The 18,133-nt window shown below is 31.9% G+C and carries 17 protein-coding genes; all 17 read left to right on the top strand.

Annotated elements, in window-relative coordinates; translation table 11 throughout:
* Positions 1-51 precede the first annotated feature (51 nt).
* The 17 genes from FBFL15_RS08955 (at position 52) to pfkA (ending at position 18,120) form a co-directional block, all read left to right on the top strand.
* Entirely contained in the window at positions 52-714 is a 663-nt protein-coding gene (locus FBFL15_RS08955; RefSeq protein WP_014084289.1) for a thiamine diphosphokinase, read from the top strand.
* A gap of 88 nt (positions 715-802) precedes the next feature.
* On the top strand, positions 803-1,798 hold the full coding sequence (locus FBFL15_RS08950; protein WP_014084288.1) for a DHH family phosphoesterase: 996 nt from the start codon (positions 803-805) through the stop codon (positions 1,796-1,798).
* A gap of 163 nt (positions 1,799-1,961) precedes the next feature.
* Positions 1,962-2,501: a gliding motility-associated peptidyl-prolyl isomerase GldI gene (gene gldI, locus FBFL15_RS08945; protein ID WP_014084287.1), complete on the top strand. Its 540-nt coding sequence runs from the start codon at positions 1,962-1,964 to the stop codon at positions 2,499-2,501.
* A 44-nt stretch (positions 2,502-2,545) separates the two neighbouring features.
* On the top strand, positions 2,546-3,622 hold the full coding sequence (locus FBFL15_RS08940; protein ID WP_014084286.1) for a peptidylprolyl isomerase: 1,077 nt from the start codon (positions 2,546-2,548) through the stop codon (positions 3,620-3,622).
* A 68-nt stretch (positions 3,623-3,690) separates the two neighbouring features.
* Positions 3,691-4,914: a peptidylprolyl isomerase gene (locus FBFL15_RS08935; protein WP_014084285.1), complete on the top strand. Its 1,224-nt coding sequence runs from the start codon at positions 3,691-3,693 to the stop codon at positions 4,912-4,914.
* Between the two features lie 974 nt (positions 4,915-5,888).
* Positions 5,889-7,631 (top strand): DUF262 domain-containing protein, encoded by a 1,743-nt coding sequence (locus tag FBFL15_RS08930; RefSeq protein ID WP_014084284.1) that lies wholly within the window; start codon positions 5,889-5,891, stop codon positions 7,629-7,631.
* A 972-nt stretch (positions 7,632-8,603) separates the two neighbouring features.
* A complete protein-coding gene (locus tag FBFL15_RS08925; RefSeq protein WP_014084283.1) occupies positions 8,604-9,350 on the top strand; it encodes a hypothetical protein in 747 nt (248 codons plus the stop codon).
* A 967-nt stretch (positions 9,351-10,317) separates the two neighbouring features.
* Positions 10,318-11,178 carry a carboxypeptidase-like regulatory domain-containing protein gene (locus tag FBFL15_RS08920; RefSeq protein WP_014084282.1) on the top strand — a complete coding sequence of 287 codons (861 nt, stop codon included), beginning with the start codon at positions 10,318-10,320 and terminating at the stop codon, positions 11,176-11,178.
* A 291-nt stretch (positions 11,179-11,469) separates the two neighbouring features.
* Positions 11,470-11,958 (top strand): hypothetical protein, encoded by a 489-nt coding sequence (locus tag FBFL15_RS08915; RefSeq protein WP_014084281.1) that lies wholly within the window; start codon positions 11,470-11,472, stop codon positions 11,956-11,958.
* A 292-nt stretch (positions 11,959-12,250) separates the two neighbouring features.
* On the top strand, positions 12,251-12,583 hold the full coding sequence (locus tag FBFL15_RS08910; protein ID WP_044032228.1) for a DUF5984 family protein: 333 nt from the start codon (positions 12,251-12,253) through the stop codon (positions 12,581-12,583).
* Entirely contained in the window at positions 12,564-13,052 is a 489-nt protein-coding gene (locus FBFL15_RS08905) for a DUF5984 family protein (protein WP_044032227.1), read from the top strand. The genes FBFL15_RS08910 and FBFL15_RS08905 overlap by 20 nt, the downstream gene beginning before the upstream one ends.
* Before the next feature lie 164 nt (positions 13,053-13,216).
* Positions 13,217-13,819 carry a hypothetical protein gene (locus FBFL15_RS08900; RefSeq protein WP_014084280.1) on the top strand — a complete coding sequence of 201 codons (603 nt, stop codon included), beginning with the start codon at positions 13,217-13,219 and terminating at the stop codon, positions 13,817-13,819.
* A 346-nt stretch (positions 13,820-14,165) separates the two neighbouring features.
* Positions 14,166-14,396, top strand: coding sequence for a pepsin/retropepsin-like aspartic protease family protein (locus tag FBFL15_RS08895; RefSeq protein ID WP_014084279.1), 231 nt, complete (start codon positions 14,166-14,168; stop codon positions 14,394-14,396).
* 214 nt (positions 14,397-14,610) lie between these two features.
* Positions 14,611-15,090, top strand: coding sequence for a DUF1648 domain-containing protein (locus FBFL15_RS08890; protein WP_014084278.1), 480 nt, complete (start codon positions 14,611-14,613; stop codon positions 15,088-15,090).
* A gap of 119 nt (positions 15,091-15,209) precedes the next feature.
* The gene (locus FBFL15_RS08885; RefSeq protein ID WP_044032226.1) at positions 15,210-15,830 is read left to right on the top strand and encodes a hypothetical protein; all 621 of its coding nucleotides are present in this window, start codon (positions 15,210-15,212) and stop codon (positions 15,828-15,830) included.
* A gap of 20 nt (positions 15,831-15,850) precedes the next feature.
* On the top strand, positions 15,851-16,513 hold the full coding sequence (locus FBFL15_RS08880) for a spermidine synthase (RefSeq protein ID WP_014084276.1): 663 nt from the start codon (positions 15,851-15,853) through the stop codon (positions 16,511-16,513).
* A 620-nt stretch (positions 16,514-17,133) separates the two neighbouring features.
* Positions 17,134-18,120 carry a 6-phosphofructokinase gene (gene pfkA / locus FBFL15_RS08875; RefSeq protein WP_014084275.1) on the top strand — a complete coding sequence of 329 codons (987 nt, stop codon included), beginning with the start codon at positions 17,134-17,136 and terminating at the stop codon, positions 18,118-18,120.
* Positions 18,121-18,133 lie beyond the last annotated feature (13 nt).

Here is an 18,133-nt window from a genome sequence, read left to right as displayed (position 1 = left end):
TTTTTTATCAATATTTAACCTTTTTTTTAAACTCTGAATTAATATTAATACATGTCCTCACACCACATCATCAAAGGCGATCAAGAGCCTGCATTAATCATTGCAAATGGGGCTTCGTGTAGTATGGAGTTGTTAGCACAATTATTAGAATGGTCGCCCAAAGTTATTGTGCTAGATGCTGCAATTGAGAGAGTTTTGAGTTTAGATATAAAAATTGATGTATTATTAGGAGATTTTGATAGAAATTTTGACGCTAATTATTACCAAAATTTACAAGATAATATTACAATAATTTCAACACCTGATCAAAATAAAACCGATTTAGAAAAAGCATTTGACTATTTGATAGCAGCACAATTTACGGCTGTAAATGTGGTTTGGGCAACTGGTAGAAGAGCAGATCATAATTTTACAAATATATCTAATATTGTAAGGTATAGAGAATATCTTAAAATTGTGATTTTGGACGATTATTCCAAAATATTTTTATTGCCCAAACAGTTTAAAAAATGGTATCCCAAAGACAGCATTATTTCATTAATTCCCATTGGAGTTGTAAAAGGAATTCATACACAAAATTTATTTTATTCCCTTCAAGACGACACGCTAATTTTAGGCTATCGGGCAGGAAATAGCAATCATGTAGCATCAGATGGCATCGTAACCATTAGTCATTCCGAAGGAGATTTACTCTTGATGGAATGTACTGATTGATAAATAGGATGTTAATTTTTTCATACAAATTCAATTCATTGGCAAATTCATTCCATTTCGTATTACATTTGCAAAAAATATTTAACTAATGACAAACAGATTTACAGCCTTACAACAAAAGCTATCAATTCCACAAAAAATAAGTATAATACCACATCGCAACCCAGATGGCGATGCCATGGGATCTACATTGGCCATGTATCATTTTTTAAAAAAATGGGGACACGACGTATATTTGATTGCTCCAAACCGTTTTCCTGATTTTTTAGCCTGGATGCCTGGTGCAGATGCGGTACTGATTTATGAAGAAAACAAAGAATTTACTTCAAATATATTAAATACTTCGGATGTTATATTTACGTTAGATTTTAATGCGTTTCACCGAACGGGCGATATGGAACAGGTTTTGAAAACATTACAAGCCGTTTTTGTAATGATAGACCACCACCAAACGCCAGATGACTATGCTGAGTTTACATTTTCGGATACCAGTAAAGGTTCTACGTGCGAAATGGTGTATGATTTTATTGTAGGTTTAAATCAAAAACATTTTTTAGATCAAATTATAGCTACATGTATTTATACTGGCATTTTGACAGATTCTGGCGGTTTTAAATTTCCAAAAACTACGGGTCGAACACATCAAATTGTAGCAGAATTGATAGATTTAGGTGCAGACAATACCCAAATTCCGGTACTATTATTTGATAACAATTCGTATGATAGACTACAATTATTAGGTAGAGCTTTGCAAAAAATGATTGTTTTGCCAGAGCTAAAAACAGCTTATTTTGTACTTTCACATCAAGATTTGAAAGCCTTTAATTATGTAAAAGGAGATACAGAAGGCATTGTCAATTATGGTTTGTCTATCAAAGGCATACATTTTTCGGCCATTTTTATAGAACAACAAGACGAAAGTTTGATAAAAATTTCGTTTAGAAGCCAAGGTAGTTTTGATGTCAATCAATTTGCTCGACAATATTTTGATGGTGGCGGGCACATCAATGCCGCAGGTGGCAAATCGGTACTTCCATTAAACGAAACCATCCAACGATTTATCGCTATTATTCAAAATATGTAATTTGCCAGATTCATTTTTGTAAATTTCAATTCAAAAGTGTATTTTTGTTCTGTTGAAGTTGAAATCAATAATCAAAAATGGGATTTATAATGTTGTTACACTAGCAAAAAAAGCATTTAAATGTATGAAACAGAATACCCTTTATAAATAAAATAAAAAAAAGATGAGTTTAAAAACAGTCCTAATTTGTGCCATAACTAGTTGTTTATTTATCAATTGTTCCCAACAGCAGCAGGCCAGAAAACCCGTATCGCAATCGTCTGGAACTTTTATGAAAGAATCCGCAGAACGAAACAAAAAGTTAATTGCTCAAGAAGAAAGTGCCATTGCCCAACTGATAAAAGCCGATACAGCATCTCATTACATAGCCTCTTCAAAAGGGTATTGGTATGCTTATGAAAATCAAAATACAAAGGATACTCTCAAGCCAAAAAGGGGTAATGTTGCTATTTTTGATTATGAAATTAAACAATTGAATGGGGCAGTTATATATTCTAAAAACGAATTACAAACCCAAAATTATCTTGTGGATAAACAAAATATCATGATGGGACTTCGAGACGGAATCAAATTAATGCACAAAAACGAAACGGTTAAATTTATTTTTCCATCTCATATTGCTTTTGGATACCATGGCGATAATCATAAAATTGGTAGTAACCAGCCATTGATTTGTACTGTTACTCTAAATGACATTAAATAATTATCAATTATACAATTGAAAACACAAACAAAAAATACAAAAATATGAAAAAAATAGGATTATTATTATTTTTAACAATTGCTTTATTTTCTTGTAAAGAAGAGCACAAAAATTTGAAAGATGGACTGTATGCTGAAATCATTACCAGCAAAGGTACCATTTTATTAGACTTGAATTATCAAAAAGCTCCTGTTACCGTGGCAAATTTTGTAACTTTGGCCGAAGGTAAAAACACTTTTGTAAACGGAGATCGCAAGGGAAAACCTTTTTTTGATGGACTTTTGTTTCATCGTGTGATTCCTAATTTTATGATACAAGGTGGAGACCCCGATGGCACTGGTGCAGGAGGCACAGGATATAGTTTTAAAGACGAATTTTGTGATTTAAAATTTGATAAAGAAGGTATTTTGGCCATGGCAAACTCTGGACCTGCAACCAATAGTTCACAGTTTTTTATAACTCATGTTCCAACACCTTGGCTCGACAACAAGCATACCATTTTTGGGCAAGTAATAGAAAATGGGATCGAAGTTGTAAATAAAATTGTTACAAATGATGTTATTTCTAGAGTAAGTATTATAAGAGTAGGCGAGTCTGCTAAAAAATTTGATGCAGTAAAAGTTTTTAGTGATTATTTTGCTTCAGAAACCCAATTGAAAAAAAGCAATACCGAAAATGCTAAAATCAGTCAAACAGAAAAAGTAAACTATTTTAAATCCTTAAAAGCAAAAGCCATCAAAACAAGTTCGGGATTATCATATTGTATTATTCAAAAAGGAACAGGCAAAAAACCAAATAATGGAGCAACAGTTTATGTAGATTATGCAGGTTTTTTAGAAGATGGAACCCTTTTTGATACAAGTATGGAAAGTGCCGCAAAAGAAAATGGAAAGTTTGATCAAGGTCGTGCCGATGCCCATCAGTATCTTCCTTTTGAATGTATTGCGGGTAATTATCCATTTATACCTGGATTTAACGAAGGGGTTTCAAAAATGAATTTTGGCGATAAATGGGTCTTATTTATTCCAGCTAATTTAGGCTATGGCGAGGCAGGTGCAGGAAATGTTATTCCTCCAAATGCCAATATTATTTTTGAAGTACAATTAAAAGAAAACAAATAATCCAGCAAAAAAGTTGCCCTGAATTTAGGTATATATTAAAATAATAATAACATAAAAAACACCAAAATATGAAAAACAAATTTTTATTAGCCCTATTATTTTTAGGGTTTGCAGGACTACAAGCTCAAAACAAAATCAAACCAGGTCCAAAAAAAGCAGCACCTACACAAGGAGTTGCAAAAAAAGCGGTAATGCCTTCAAAAACAACCAACCAAGGAATTTTTGCAGAAATAGAAACCTCCAAAGGTAAAATAGTAGTTCAACTCGAATTTACAAAAACCCCTATTACAGTTGCCAGTTTTATCTCTTTGGCCGAAGGAAAAAATGAATATGTAACAACACCCAATGTCAAAAACAAACCTTTTTATGATGGATTAAAATTTCATAGAGTCATCAAAGATTTTATGATTCAAGGGGGCGACCCTCTAGGCAATGGCTCTGGTGGACCAGGTTACAGCTTTAAAGACGAAATAACCGATGCCAAATTTGACAAAGCAGGTATTTTGGCCATGGCCAATTCAGGCCCCGCTACAAACGGGTCACAGTTTTTTATTACACACAAAGACACTCCTTGGCTTACGGGCAAACACACCATTTTTGGTTATGTAACCAGCGGACAAAACGTTGTAAATAGCATAGCACAAGACGATGTCATCAAAAAAATAACCATCAAACGCAAAGGAATAGCTGCCACCAAATTTGATGCCTCAAAAGTATTTGCCGCTTATTACGCAGGAAAAGCAGAAGAAGACAAAAAACAAGCAGCCATACAAGAAGAAGCCCGAATAAAGAAAGCAGAAGCCGACATGGCCGCCAAAAAATTGTACCTTGAACAATATGGAGCTGTTTTGGCACAAAAAGCCATGGCCTTAAAAGCCATAAAAGCCACTGCAGCTACCTCCGAGTCGGGGCTTCAATATGTAATTAAAAAAGATGCCGCAGCCAAAAAACCAACAACAGGTACCAATGTTTATGTATATTATGCGGGCTATTTAGAAGACGGCACCCTGTTTGACAGTAACTACGAAGCCGTAACCAAAGAGTTTGGCACCTTCGACCAAAACAGAGCCAATCAAAACGGCTACCAACCTTTTCCTTTTCAATATGGCAACAAACAAGGCCTGATACCAGGTTTTATAGAAGCCATTGAGTTGCTCAACTACAACGACAAAGCCACCATTTTTATCCCATCAAAATTAGCTTATGGCGAAAGAGGAGCAGGAAACATTATTCCGCCAAATTCAAACATCATTTTTGAACTAGAAATAGTTGAAACACCCCCAACAAAATAGCCTTACACCAAAATGAAGCACAAAACCTTTGTCTATTTTTCAACAAAAAATGACAAAGGTTTTTTTAGTTTGTATCCATCAAGTTAAAAGACATAAGCTATTTAGTACACTACCACTTTTTTAGGACAGTATCAAACAAACACCAAAACCATTAGGGCATGCCGGCAAAAAAAAGAAAGCCCCCACGCCCCAAACCCTTCAGGCGGGGCTTCCTTTTTTTGCCGTCGGGCTATCACGAGCACATGGTGCCTTGCTCTATCCCTCATGCGGGCAACCCCCAACAGACAGTCTCCACTCACCAAAGTTTTTTTCAAACTTCTTTCTTTTCGTTCTCCCACTTCTAATTTCTTGTTTCTAACTTCTAATTTCTAACTTCTTGTTTCTAACTTCTTGTTTCTAACTTCTTGTTTCTAACTTCTTGCTTCTAATTTCTAACCTCGTACCTCTTACCTCTAACTTCCCTCATGGTATTGGAACAAAAAAATGTAAAAATAGTTTTCAGAAATAAAAAAATAGTTTTATGTTTGTAGTGGATATACGAGTGATAAAAGCAAAAGCAAATTTTACATTAAAAATAAATTAAAGTTAGCAAACCATTTTTAACAAACCCTATTCAAGCAGCTTTTTTTTCAAAAACAAGATGACCTACAAAAAATGTAGCGACCTTTCATCCATAGCCCAAGGGCGACCTTCAGTTAGACTCCACAAGAGTAACCCTGAACATACAGCAACAAACTGCTGGCACTTTTTTGAAAATAAATAAGTTGTAATGATACGTTTGTTTTACGATAATATTTATTCATGTGGCTTTTTTATAAAAAAGTTGCAAAGTATTTTTTTTGTTTGTACTTTTGTGAAGTGGATATAGAATGTTAAAAACGCAATAACTTTCGTATATCTACTAGTTACCAGCTATTTTGCTAAAAAAACTCGATAGAAAATAATATATAAACAAAAGAAAATCAATTAAGACAATGAGTTATTATCCACCAATTTCTATAAAACAAGCTATCGACAAAATAGATTATAATCAATACTTACTTCCTGCAATACAAAGAGAATTTGTATGGAGTTCACACCAAATAGAATTGTTATTTGACAGTCTAATGAGAAACTATCCTATTGGTTCGTTATTAATGTGGAAAGTTCAAGGAGAAAACAAAACAGACCTTCGTTTTTATAGTGTTTTGAAGAATTATAGAGAAAAATATAATGTACATTGTCAAGAAGTAAACACAAATTCAATTCCTGACTTTGAAGCAGTGTTAGACGGTCAACAAAGACTTACGGCATTATATATTGGACTAAAAGGGTCATACGCAAACAAAAAGAAAAATTTTGCGTGGAAAGATAATGAACATTCGTTGCCAAACAAGAAATTATATCTTTGCTTAACCAAAAACTCTATTGATGAAGATGAAAATGAAGATGGAAGAGTTTTTGATTTCAGATTTCTAACCAATGAGGAGTTAGAAAATTCAGAAAAAATTTGGTTTGAAGTTGGTCAAATATTACAGTTAAATGGAACATTTGAATTAAATCAATATCTTAAAACAAAAGAATGGGATTCGAACGAATATATAAGTAATACATTATCAAAACTTTTCGACGTGATTCACGTTAAAACTTTAATAAATTATTACTTGGAACTAGAACAAGATTATGATAAAGCGTTAAACATTTTCATTCGTATTAACAGCGGTGGGGAAAAGTTATCATATTCAGACTTAATAATGTCAACACTTATTTCAGGTTGGTCTTCAAAAACAGTCTCGGCAAGAGACGAATTCAACAATTTAATTGATGAAATCTGGAATTCTACAGAAGTTGTAATTGACAAAGACTTAATAATTAGAGCCTACTTACTCATCTTTAGTGATGATATTAAATTTCGAGTAACAAATTTTTCACTTGCAAATGCTAAAGAATTTAAAGACAATTGGACAGATATTCGTGAAGCAATTGTAGAAACTTTAGAATTAGTTAAGGATTTTGGATATGTAGAAAGAACAATAACATCAAAAAATGCTCTACTTCCCATAATCCATTATTTGTATGTCAATAAACGTACAAACCAATTTACTACTAAAGTCGCTTACAAAGAAGATAGAGAAATGATAAAACGTTGGTTTCATACAGTTCTTTTGAAAAGAATCTTTGGAGGACAAGCAGATATTATACTAAAGCTTATTCGTGATGTTGTAAAAGAAGAAGTAAAAAAAGGAATAGATATATTTCCAGCAAAAGAAATAGCTAAAAGATTATCAAAAACTAGAAAATCTATAACAATGGATGAAGAATCCATCCATAATTTATTACATACAACTTACGAAGACAGGTATGCTTTTCCAATATTAGCACTATTATATCCACATTTAGATTATAAAAATAACGACTTTAACAAAGACCATATTTTTCCAATTAGCCATTTCAGTAATAAAAACTTAAAAAAAGTTGGAATTAATTTAAACCAAGAAAATGGAGAATATTACACTGAAAGTTGGTGTTATAATGGAATCGTAAATCTGCAAATGCTAGATAGTAATGAGAATAAATCAAAAGGAGACAAAACTTTTGAAGAATGGGCAAAAACAAATAAAGTTGATTTTGAAAAACAAATTTTGCCTAAAATTACTGATTTTGAAAAATTTGTAGAATTTGTAGATACGAGATGGGAAATGCTAAAATCTAAATTAGAAAAGGAACTTAAATTTTAAATTCACGTTCAGAAAAAAAACAGCTGGTAACAGCGGTTTTAAGAAATTGGGGTTTTCGGGCTTAATTTAAAGTTTGTTTTGTACTTTTGAAGTTAGTGATTAATCGAAAGTTTCGGGCTTACAAATCCCCAACTTCTTAAAGCCGAAAACCGTGTGTGACTTGAACAACAACGCAGTTGTTGATGCTTTAAAACAGATGAGAGTAGGTCTCTCAGTGACGACTTTCAGGAGTAGTTACTACTTGAGCGAAGCGGATGCACGGATACCAAAAAAACATTAAAAAATAATCCGTAAACCACTTTGTGCTGCATTATTAGGAAACTATGGTGTGGTGAGCGACAAAGAAAAACGGCAACAAGATTGCTGTAGGTGTGTTTATGTGAGTTGAACGTGAGTGAACCAATGACGAAGCCTCGTAAGCGCAAAAGACGATGTCAAAAATAGGTAGTTACGTTTGTACCTATGACCCAGTGTATTGGAAACCTGATTACTGAATACACGGCATCCGGGGTTAAGTTGGCAAGATGCATCAATAGGCTGTTTTAAGGAACAAGTGAACTCTATATCGTTCTGCCAAATCGCAAGAGGAAACAGACAACAAAGGATGTGGTTGAGATATAGGGGGTAGACCTAGTCGTAGTAGTTATGAAGTTTCTGTAATGGAAATGGAGCAAAGGGCTAGGCATAGTAAGTTTTACTAACAATTAACAACCAGAAATGGGATGATTGATTATTACGAAACAAAATCACAGCCAATAACTAATTTATTTGTACATTGGTTATTGGTATATCCATAAATATAATTATATTTGTGTGATTTAATACTATGAAGAGCCGTGTGAAGGGAGTCTTTGACTACGTCGAATTTCATTTCAAGCACGGTTCCGTGAGAACGTAGGGGTGAAATTCCCCTGCGTGACTCGATTAGCCGTCATTGTAGAACGACACTGCCAAAATTAAACAAAGAGAAAAATGATTGAGAATTTACCGACATATATTTCGTTGACTTTTGGACTGACAACAGTTACAACTTTGTTCCTATTTATTTGGACAATTAAGAACTCAAATTCTGAACTAACACGAAAAAAAGCAATGCCAATTTTTATCGGTTTAACAATTTGGTTGACAATTCAAGCAGTTTTGACTTTAAAAAATATTTACAACTCTGACACAAAAACGTTTCCACCAAAAATTATATTGACAGGAATTTTGCCAACAATTTTGACAATTATTTTATTGTTCGCAACGTCAAAAGGCAGACAATTTATTGACAGCTTACCACTTAAAAACTTGACTTACATAAACATTGTGAGAATACCAGTTGAAATAGTTTTATTTTGGCTATTTATCAACAAAGCTATTCCAGAACTGATGACTTTTGAAGGTAGAAACTTTGACATTCTTGCTGGATTTTCTGCACCAATTATTGCGTACTTCGGACTGACGAAAACAAAACTGAACAAAAAAACAATTTTACTATGGAATTTTATATGCCTTGGGCTTTTAGCAAACATTGTTCTGAATGCTTTATTTTCAGCACCTTCACCTATTCAAAAATTTGCTTTTGACCAACCGAACATTGCGATTTTAAATTTTCCATTTAGTTGGTTGCCGACTTTTATTGTACCAATCGTATTATTTGGACACTTGACTTCAATTAGACAATTAATGAAATATAAAACAGAATTTATAACGAACGAAAAAACAACGAACGGCTAACAGCAGTTTGGCAAAATGGCGGCTTCAGTGCTAAATTGAACATTTGGTTTTCAAATAAACATTAATGCTAAACTGAAAAATCCGTTTTCAAAAGTCCGCCACTTCATAAATATGCAAAACGTGTGTGACTTGAACAACAACGTAGTTGTTGATGCTTTAAAACAGATGAGAGTAGGTCTCTCAGTGACGACTTTCAGGAGTAGTTACTACTTGAGCGAAGCGGATGCACGGATACCAAAAAAACATTAAAAAATAATCCGTAAACCACTTTGTGCTGCATTATTAGGAAACTATGGTGTGGTGAGCGACAAAGAAAAACGGCAACAAGATTGCTGTAGGTGTGTTTATGTGAGTTGAACATGTCCGAGAAATAATGTGTAAAAACACTTTATTTAGAAGGAGGCGAGCGTAGCTCTGAACCAATGATGAAGCCTCGTAAGCGCAAAAGGCGATGTCAAAAATAGGTAGTTACGTTTGTACCTATGATAGAGTGTATTGGAAACCTGATTACTGAATACACGGCATCCGGGGTTAAGTTGGCAAGACGCATCAATAGGCTGTTTTAAGGAACAAGTGAACTCTATATCGTTCTGCCAAATCGCAAGAGGAAACAGACAACAAAGGATGTGGTTGAGATATAGGGGGCAGACCTAGTCGTAGTAGTGATGAAGTACTTGTAATGAGTATGGAGCAAAGGGCTAGGCATAGTAAGTTTTACTAACAATTAACAACCAGAAATGGGATGATTGATTATTACGAAACAAAATCACAGCCAATAACTAATTTATTCTTACATTGGTTATTGGTACATCCATAAATATATTTATATTTGTGTGATTTAATACTATGAAGAGCCGTGTGAAGGGAGACTTTCAAGCACGGTTCCGTGAGAACGTAGGGGTGAAATTCCCCTGCGTGACTCGATTGTGCGTTATTTTAGCTGAACGAAACAGAAAATCAACAATTTATGAAATTATACATTTTTCTTTTATTAGCAATATCAATTAATTCTTTTTCTCAAGAAAAAATAATAAACGGAGAAATTAAAGATGCTGAAAACAAAACTAACTTACAATATGCTAATATTGGAATTTCAAATAAAAATACAGGAACTGTATCAAATTCTGACGGTAAATTTTCTTTAAAAATTAATGAAAAGATTAATGAAAATGATTTAGTTTCATTTTCTTATGTTGGCTATCAAACTAAAACAATTGCAATATCAAAACTTAATCTTTCAAATAACGTAATTGAATTAGAACCAGAAGAAAACCAATTAGATGAAGTTGTAGTGAAACTTGTAAAACCAAAACCAAAAACACTTGGAAGAAATTCAAAAGGTTTTGGACTTATGCACTTTAATTTTTATAATTATTACGAAAAAGATGTTGATGACCGATTGAGTAAAGAAATAGGAATGAAATTCAAACTAAAGAAAGATTGCAAAATAAATGATTTAAATTTCAACATAACTTCTAATGAATTTAGTTCTCTAAAATTTAGGTTGAATTTTTATAAAATAGAAAATGGATTTCCAGCAGAACTTATTGTTGAAAAAGATATTGTTTTTGAAATCAAAGATGAATTTAAAGGTTGGTTTAATTTAGACTTAAAACCATATGAAATTTATTTAGATAAGGAAACAGAAGATATTGCAATTACAATTCAATGGGTTGAAAGCAAAAAAGCAAACGAGAAAAGCAAATATTTTGGAATATCAACGGCAATGTCAGCGACAGAAACAAGCTTTTTCAGAGAAAAATCAATGGATAGTTGGAAAAAAAGTGGACAAAGTTTAAGTTTTTATTTAAATGCAATGTGTAAATAAAAAAACGAACGCACAACATCGGTTTGGCGATATGGCGGGTTTAGTGCTTTTTTAGAAACATTAGTGCCAGTTCGAACATTTGGATTTTTTATGTACATTTGTGCTTATTATCCGCCACATCGCCAAGCCGAGGACCGTCAGACTGTGAAAAAACTCAAAATGAGTCTTTGAGAATTGGCTGTATGGAATTTTTCTCCGACAGGTATCCGAATTCTTTCTCTTTTTGAGTTCGTTTTTTCACAGTCTGCCGTTGGCAGTAAGTTTACCCAAAATGCTTAAAAACAGAAACTTATGAAAAAATTATTATTTGTAATTGTTATTTTGTCAATCACAAGTTGTAGATATTTTAATGTAAGTCCAGTTAACGGAATTACTACAAAAAATCTAACTGAAAAACCAGTGGAAAGAGATTTTATTGGAACTTGGGAAATAGATAAATATAGTTACGCATTGATTAATAAAATGGAATATGAAAATAGAAAAGTTGAATTGAGTTTAAATAGCAATGGAGAATTTGAAACAACAAATTTACCAAACTTTGTAGAAGTATTTAGAGAGAATAAAAATAAAGATTTTATAAATAAAAAAGGAACTTGGAAAATAGGAAAAGATTTTGAAGATGAAAACTGGATTTTGTTTCTAAATTTTGAAAATAGTCTTAAAAAAGAAGATGCTTTTGGAATTGAATTCGAGTTATTTATGGAAGAAGAAAAATTGATTCTGTGGCATTTTGTTGGAGATCCAGATTCTGGTGAAAGACTACTATTTAGAAAAAAATAAAAGCTACTGCCACCAACAGCTAGCCTTTCGTTGCGACTGAAAGACGTGCAATTAATTGTAATCAACGAATACCTATAAAAAATAAAACCCATCAGTTAAACCGATTACATGCACACCCCTTATGGGTTAATCAAAAAGTTTTTGCTAGCATTTCAAGAGGATTTAGTTCCTCTTTTTTTATGAAAATTTATAAATAAATGCTATTTTATTTCAATGTTTTTTATTATTTTTGAAAAATATTTAACGGCAGTTTTTTCACAGACTGACGTTGGATATATTATAAAAAACGACAGTGATAAATTTTAAATTAAGAGAATTAGAAAACATTATTCCTTGGGGACAAGAGACTGAATTGTCATTACATTGGTTTGCATTAACAGATGGAGACTTATGGTTGAAATTCGGAAACGAAATAATTTATGAATATTCATTAGAGGTAATGAATTATTGGGGAGATAAACCTACACCATATAATGACTATCAGTTGTCGAGATTTATAGAGGACTTCACTGGGATTTTTGACAAAATAAGAGAGACAATTCCCAAAGAACTTTACGATTTGACTGAGGATTTAAAAAAAATTCAAACTGACGCAAAAAAAATGGTTGGAAATATTAGACACTGACAAAGAAGAAAATAATGATGTTTATTTTGACGAATACGAAAAACTAATTTCTTGGACTTGTGAAAGATCTTTTAATTCTATACACTTAATTGGCGGACCAAATTTGTCTTTTTTTAGAAGAAATGATATAGTGAGACTTGTTTGGGAGACAGAACATACTTTAGAAAATGGAATAAATTTGTGGACAGCGAAGGACGGCAGTTTCGAAATGGACTATTCTGATTTTGTAACTAAAATTAAAATATTTGGTCAGTCTTTCTTTGCTGAAATGGACAAGCAAGTTGAGTTAACTGTTTCTAAAGAGTGGGGACCTATAAAAATAGACAAACAAAGATTAGTTGAAGAGCATAAAGAAAGAAAAGAAGAATTTTACTCAAAACTTTTGCTACTTGACAAAGCACCTACTAATAAAACTAACTGGAAAGAAATTGAACAAATATTTAATCGAATGGAAAGCGAATTTAAATAACGATCGCCTCACCGCATATTTATGAAATGGCGGGTTTAGTGCTAAAAGTAAACTTTGTGAATCAAAGAAAGTTAAGTGCTAAAATGAAGCATCAGTTTTCAAAAACCGCTACTTCATAAATATGCAAAACGTTATGTGTCATATTAGAAAAAACCTACAAAACTATGCTAGCAGTTCATTGGACACCAGTAGGTAAGACAAAAAATATTCTAAAAAACGGAATTACAAAATCAAAGAAAGGACTTTACTGCTTTCCTTTGACAGGACACAAATCATTGGATAAATGGTGGATTTATTTTTTTAATCAATGTAGTGTTAGACAAAGAAAAAAATACAATGGTGTTGTTTTTAGAATTAAACAAAGTGATTTGCCTGCATATTTTGGACATTGGATAAGTGCAACAAATAAAGACAACTTCAAAAAAGAAATAACGAATTTAAAAGAACTTGGAAAAGAGTTCAAACAAACAATTATATGGAGACTTGGTGAAGAACTTGCAGAAAAAGAAAATATTGGAAAAGACATTTTTGATCACGAAAAAAGGACAGAACTATATTTAGAACTCGTTGAAAAGGAACTTGAAAAAAATCCAAGTGTTTTAAATGAAAAACTAAATGACCTTGATTTTATGACTTATTCACTAGAAGACTATCAAATTGTATTATCTAATTCAATTACAGCAGACAGAATAATAAAATTAATTCCTCAAGGTGATGAATTTGGACGCATAATAAGACTAAAGAAAAATACTGCACATAACAGCTAGCCTCTCGTTGCGGCTGCAAGCCGAGCAATAAATTGTAATCAACGAATACCTATAAAAAATAAAATCCATCAGTTAAACCGATTACATGCACACCCCTTATGGGTTTGTCGAAAAGTTTTTTGTTTGCATTTCAAGAGGATTTAGTTCCTCTTTTTTTATCAAAATTTGTAAATAAAAACTATTTTATTTCATAATTTTTTTATTATATTTAAAAAATATTTAACGGCAGTTTTTTCACAGACTGACGTTAGTGGCTAGTTTGCCAAAAAAACGCATAAAACAGAAATTATTATTTTTTTCTATCTGCATTTTTTCCTTATAAACATTGTTTCAAACAGTTTTACAAATGGAAAGAAATAACGATGTTTACCCTATTCCTTGTAAAGTAAATGGAATTCCACTAAATTTCATGTTTAATATGGGGTCAACTGATGTGTCTATATCTTTGACGGAAGCATCATTTATGATAAGAATGGATTTCTTAAAAATGAAGATCTCGGATTATAGTGTCGCAAATGGAACTTCTGCTAAAGGAACAAAACTAAACATTACAGAAATTGAACTAGGAGGCTTATAGTTGTTTAATATACAAGCATCCATAGTTCATGAAACAAATGCACCACTCCTCTGTGGTTGTTTTTATAAAAAAAACATGATTAAAAATTAAAACCAATTTGTGTGATATTGTCCAAAAAATTATACTTAAATTCGTAAGTTTAAAAATTGACGCATCATTTGTTATAAAATGCTGTAATCAAATCATGTAAAGATTAATTTTGAAACTAATTAAAATGAAGAATCAATTTAAAATAACATCAAAACTAAACCCAACCGAACAAATGATTGAAGTTTTGGGTTTCATTCTCTTATTGGCTTATTGTAGTACAATTTATATTTCATATCATAAATTACCAGCTAGAATCCCAATTCATTATAATATAAAAGGCGAAATAGACCATTATGGTTCAAAAAATACAATCTTTATATTGCCATTTATGGCTATTTTACTATATATTTTGCCTTTAATTTTAAATAAAAAAAATAAGGATAAAGATTTAGATACTTTTGAAAATGATGTAAATATTGATAAATTAGTAAGATTTGTTAAAATAATAATTATCATTATATTTTTTTCAATTGATTATTTTACAATTGAATCAGCCTTGGGAAAATCACAAGGGCTTGGTAAGTGGTTTTTGATGATAATGTGTGGGATTTTATTAATTCCTATTGTATATTTTGGTTATAAAAGCTATTTAAAATTCAAATAAAAAAAGAATTTAATTGTTAAATAAAATATTATTGTAATAATAATTTTTAATTATTTGAAAAAAATAACTCACAAAAAAAGTATTTTCCATTCGTTAAAAACATAAAAATGAATTAGATCATGAATTTGATACATAAAACAAACAATACATTCATTTTGTACCCTATATATTTTCTTTTCTTTTTTTTACATCATTTGTCTATATCGCAAGTAAAAAAAAATAATTACCCTAATTTTGATGAAAATGCTAATTGTATCAAAAAAAGGCATATCAAATTTGACGATCGAAAAAAAATTTTCCCATACAACAAGGCAGTTGAAATTTTAATTGTTTCATTTCAAAATAAAAATAAAAATGAAATCGTGGGTAAGGAAATGATTAATTATTTTAATTCAATAAAAGTAGCTCAAGAAATAATTAACGAGAATGATTTTTTGGAATTAAAATATCTAACTAGTAAACAAATTGAGGCACTTACAGATGTTATTTTTAATTATGGATACCAATCAAAATTTTATAGTATTGAGGATATGAAATGTTATAATCCAAGAAATGCTATCTTATTTTTAGACAAAAATAAGATAATAATTGGTTATATTGAAATTTGTTTCAGTTGCAAGCATCTAAGATCTAGTAACGTAAATATTAATTTTGGCACATATTGCAAACAAAAATTTGATATAATTAAAAAAATTTTTGAAGAAAGTGGTATAAAATATGGAATTACGGAAGAAGAATAATTATAAAAATATATAAAACGATGTTCAAAAAAATAGCAAGTTATTTATTTCCAATCAAAGTTTGGGAAGAACGTTCAGCAATTAGCAAAACACTCGAGGTTACTTGGAACAATGGCACATTGGTTTTAGATTCAAAAAATGCTAATTATTCTTACGGTAGTTTGCAAAGGATTTTAAAAAAAGGATTGAAAGTGATTGGTTATCAGACTATTAATAAGATGAATGATGTTTTGTTGTTGGGTGTTGCAGGGGGCTCTGTCATTAAAACGTTGGTGGACGAAGTGGGGTATAAGGGTTGCATTACGGGCGTAGAAATAGATGAAAAAGTGATTCAATTATCTGAAAAATATTTTAAATTAAGCCAATACCATAATTTAAAACTCGAATTGGCCGATGCGTCTGTATTTATTCAAAAAAAACAATGGTCTTATGATTTGATTATCATTGATGTTTTTCATGATTTGGAAATGCCTGCTTTTTTATTTGAACATCAATTTTGGAATAATGTAAAAGACGCCTTAAATAGCAACGGATTTGTAGTGTTCAACACTATTGTTTTGCATGACATACATCAAAAAAGAAACCAAGCCTTAGCCAATTACTGGGAACAACATTTTGAGTCAATTCAAAAAATAGCAAAGCTCGAAAAGTACAATGAATTGTTTATTTTAAAGAAAAAATAAACGTTATTAATGTATAATACCCAATATACATATAAAACAGCCCAATTTATTGGTACTTTTTTGCTAAAATGAATAAAAAAAATAGTTCCGTCGCCCAGCTATGCAACTATTTTTTTTGAAAAGGAGTGTTCAGGAATGTAATCATTATGTAACGTTATTATTATTTTTTTTTGCGTGAGGGATTGCAGTGGAAATCCTTTTTTGTTTTTTCTTTAAAAACAAAAAAGATTATTTCACATATTATATTTCTTTTGGAGTTCAATGAACGTTGTTTGAAACGAAAAACCCGACCCGAAGTTTTTACGAAGGGACACGCCCAAAATATAACTATCCAAAGTATAATTCAACCAATAGATTGAACCAACTTTGAGCTATTTTATCAAATTTGCCTTCAAAAAATTAAGAAGAAGTTCAAAATGGTTGCAACAATATGCTGCTAAACAAATTTACTACAACGTTTGCATCATCACTCAAAATTAAAATATTACGCATAAAACCCCTTCATTATTGAAAACTTATTAACGAAAACGTTTGAATTTTGATGAATATCTAAAAATAATTAAAAATACGTTCGTAAAATGATTCATGTTTGTTAATTTTACAACTTTAAAATTCAAAATATGTCAAATACAATTAAAAAGATAGGCGTTTTAACATCGGGTGGAGATTCACCAGGCATGAATGCTGCCATCCGATCGGTTGTTAGAACTTGTGCATTTCATGATATTGAATGTATTGGAATATACAGAGGCTATCAAGGTATGATTGAAGGCGATTTTAAAGAAATGGGACCTCGTTCTGTAAACAACATCGTAAACAAAGGGGGTACTATATTAAAATCTGCACGCTCAAAAGAATTTATGACCGTTGAAGGACGAAAAAAAGCGTATGACCACCTCAAAGCTGCAGGTGTTGATGCCCTTGTTGTAATTGGTGGCGATGGAAGTTTTACGGGGGCCGAAGTTTTTAATGCAGAATATGGCTTTCCTGTAATGGGAATTCCAGGAACTATCGACAATGATATTTTTGGAACCAGCCATACTTTAGGATACGACACCGCACTCAACACCGTTATCGAAGTAATCGACAAAATTAGAGATACAGCAAGTTCTCATAACCGTTTGTTTTTTGTCGAAGTTATGGGTAGAGATGCTGGCCATATTGCCCTAAATGCAGGTATTGGAGCTGGTGCCGAAGAAATACTTATTCCAGAAGAAGACTTAGGGCTAGAAAGGCTTTTAGAATCGCTACGCAAAAGCAAAGCCTCAGGAAAATCTTCGAGCATAGTAGTTATTGCCGAAGGCGACAAAATTGGCAAAAATGTTTTTGAACTCAAAGACTATGTCGAAGAAAATTTACCAGAATACGATGTAAGAGTTTCTGTACTAGGACACATGCAACGTGGCGGGTCGCCTTCGTGTTTTGATAGGGTTTTGGCCTCCAGATTGGGTGTCAAAGCTGTAGAATCCTTAATAGAAGGCAAATCAAACTTTATGGTGGGCATACTTTGCGACGCCGTTTGCCTAACGCCGCTCGAACAAGCCATCAAAGGACATTGCGAAATAGATAGAGAACTCCTTCGAGTATCAGACATCATGTCCACGTAATAAATTTAAAAAC

Origin of the sequence: Flavobacterium branchiophilum FL-15 (assembly GCF_000253275.1) — a bacterium.
In the GTDB taxonomy this organism is placed as follows: domain Bacteria; phylum Bacteroidota; class Bacteroidia; order Flavobacteriales; family Flavobacteriaceae; genus Flavobacterium; species Flavobacterium branchiophilum.
This window is presented reverse-complemented; position numbering and strand designations above follow the sequence as displayed.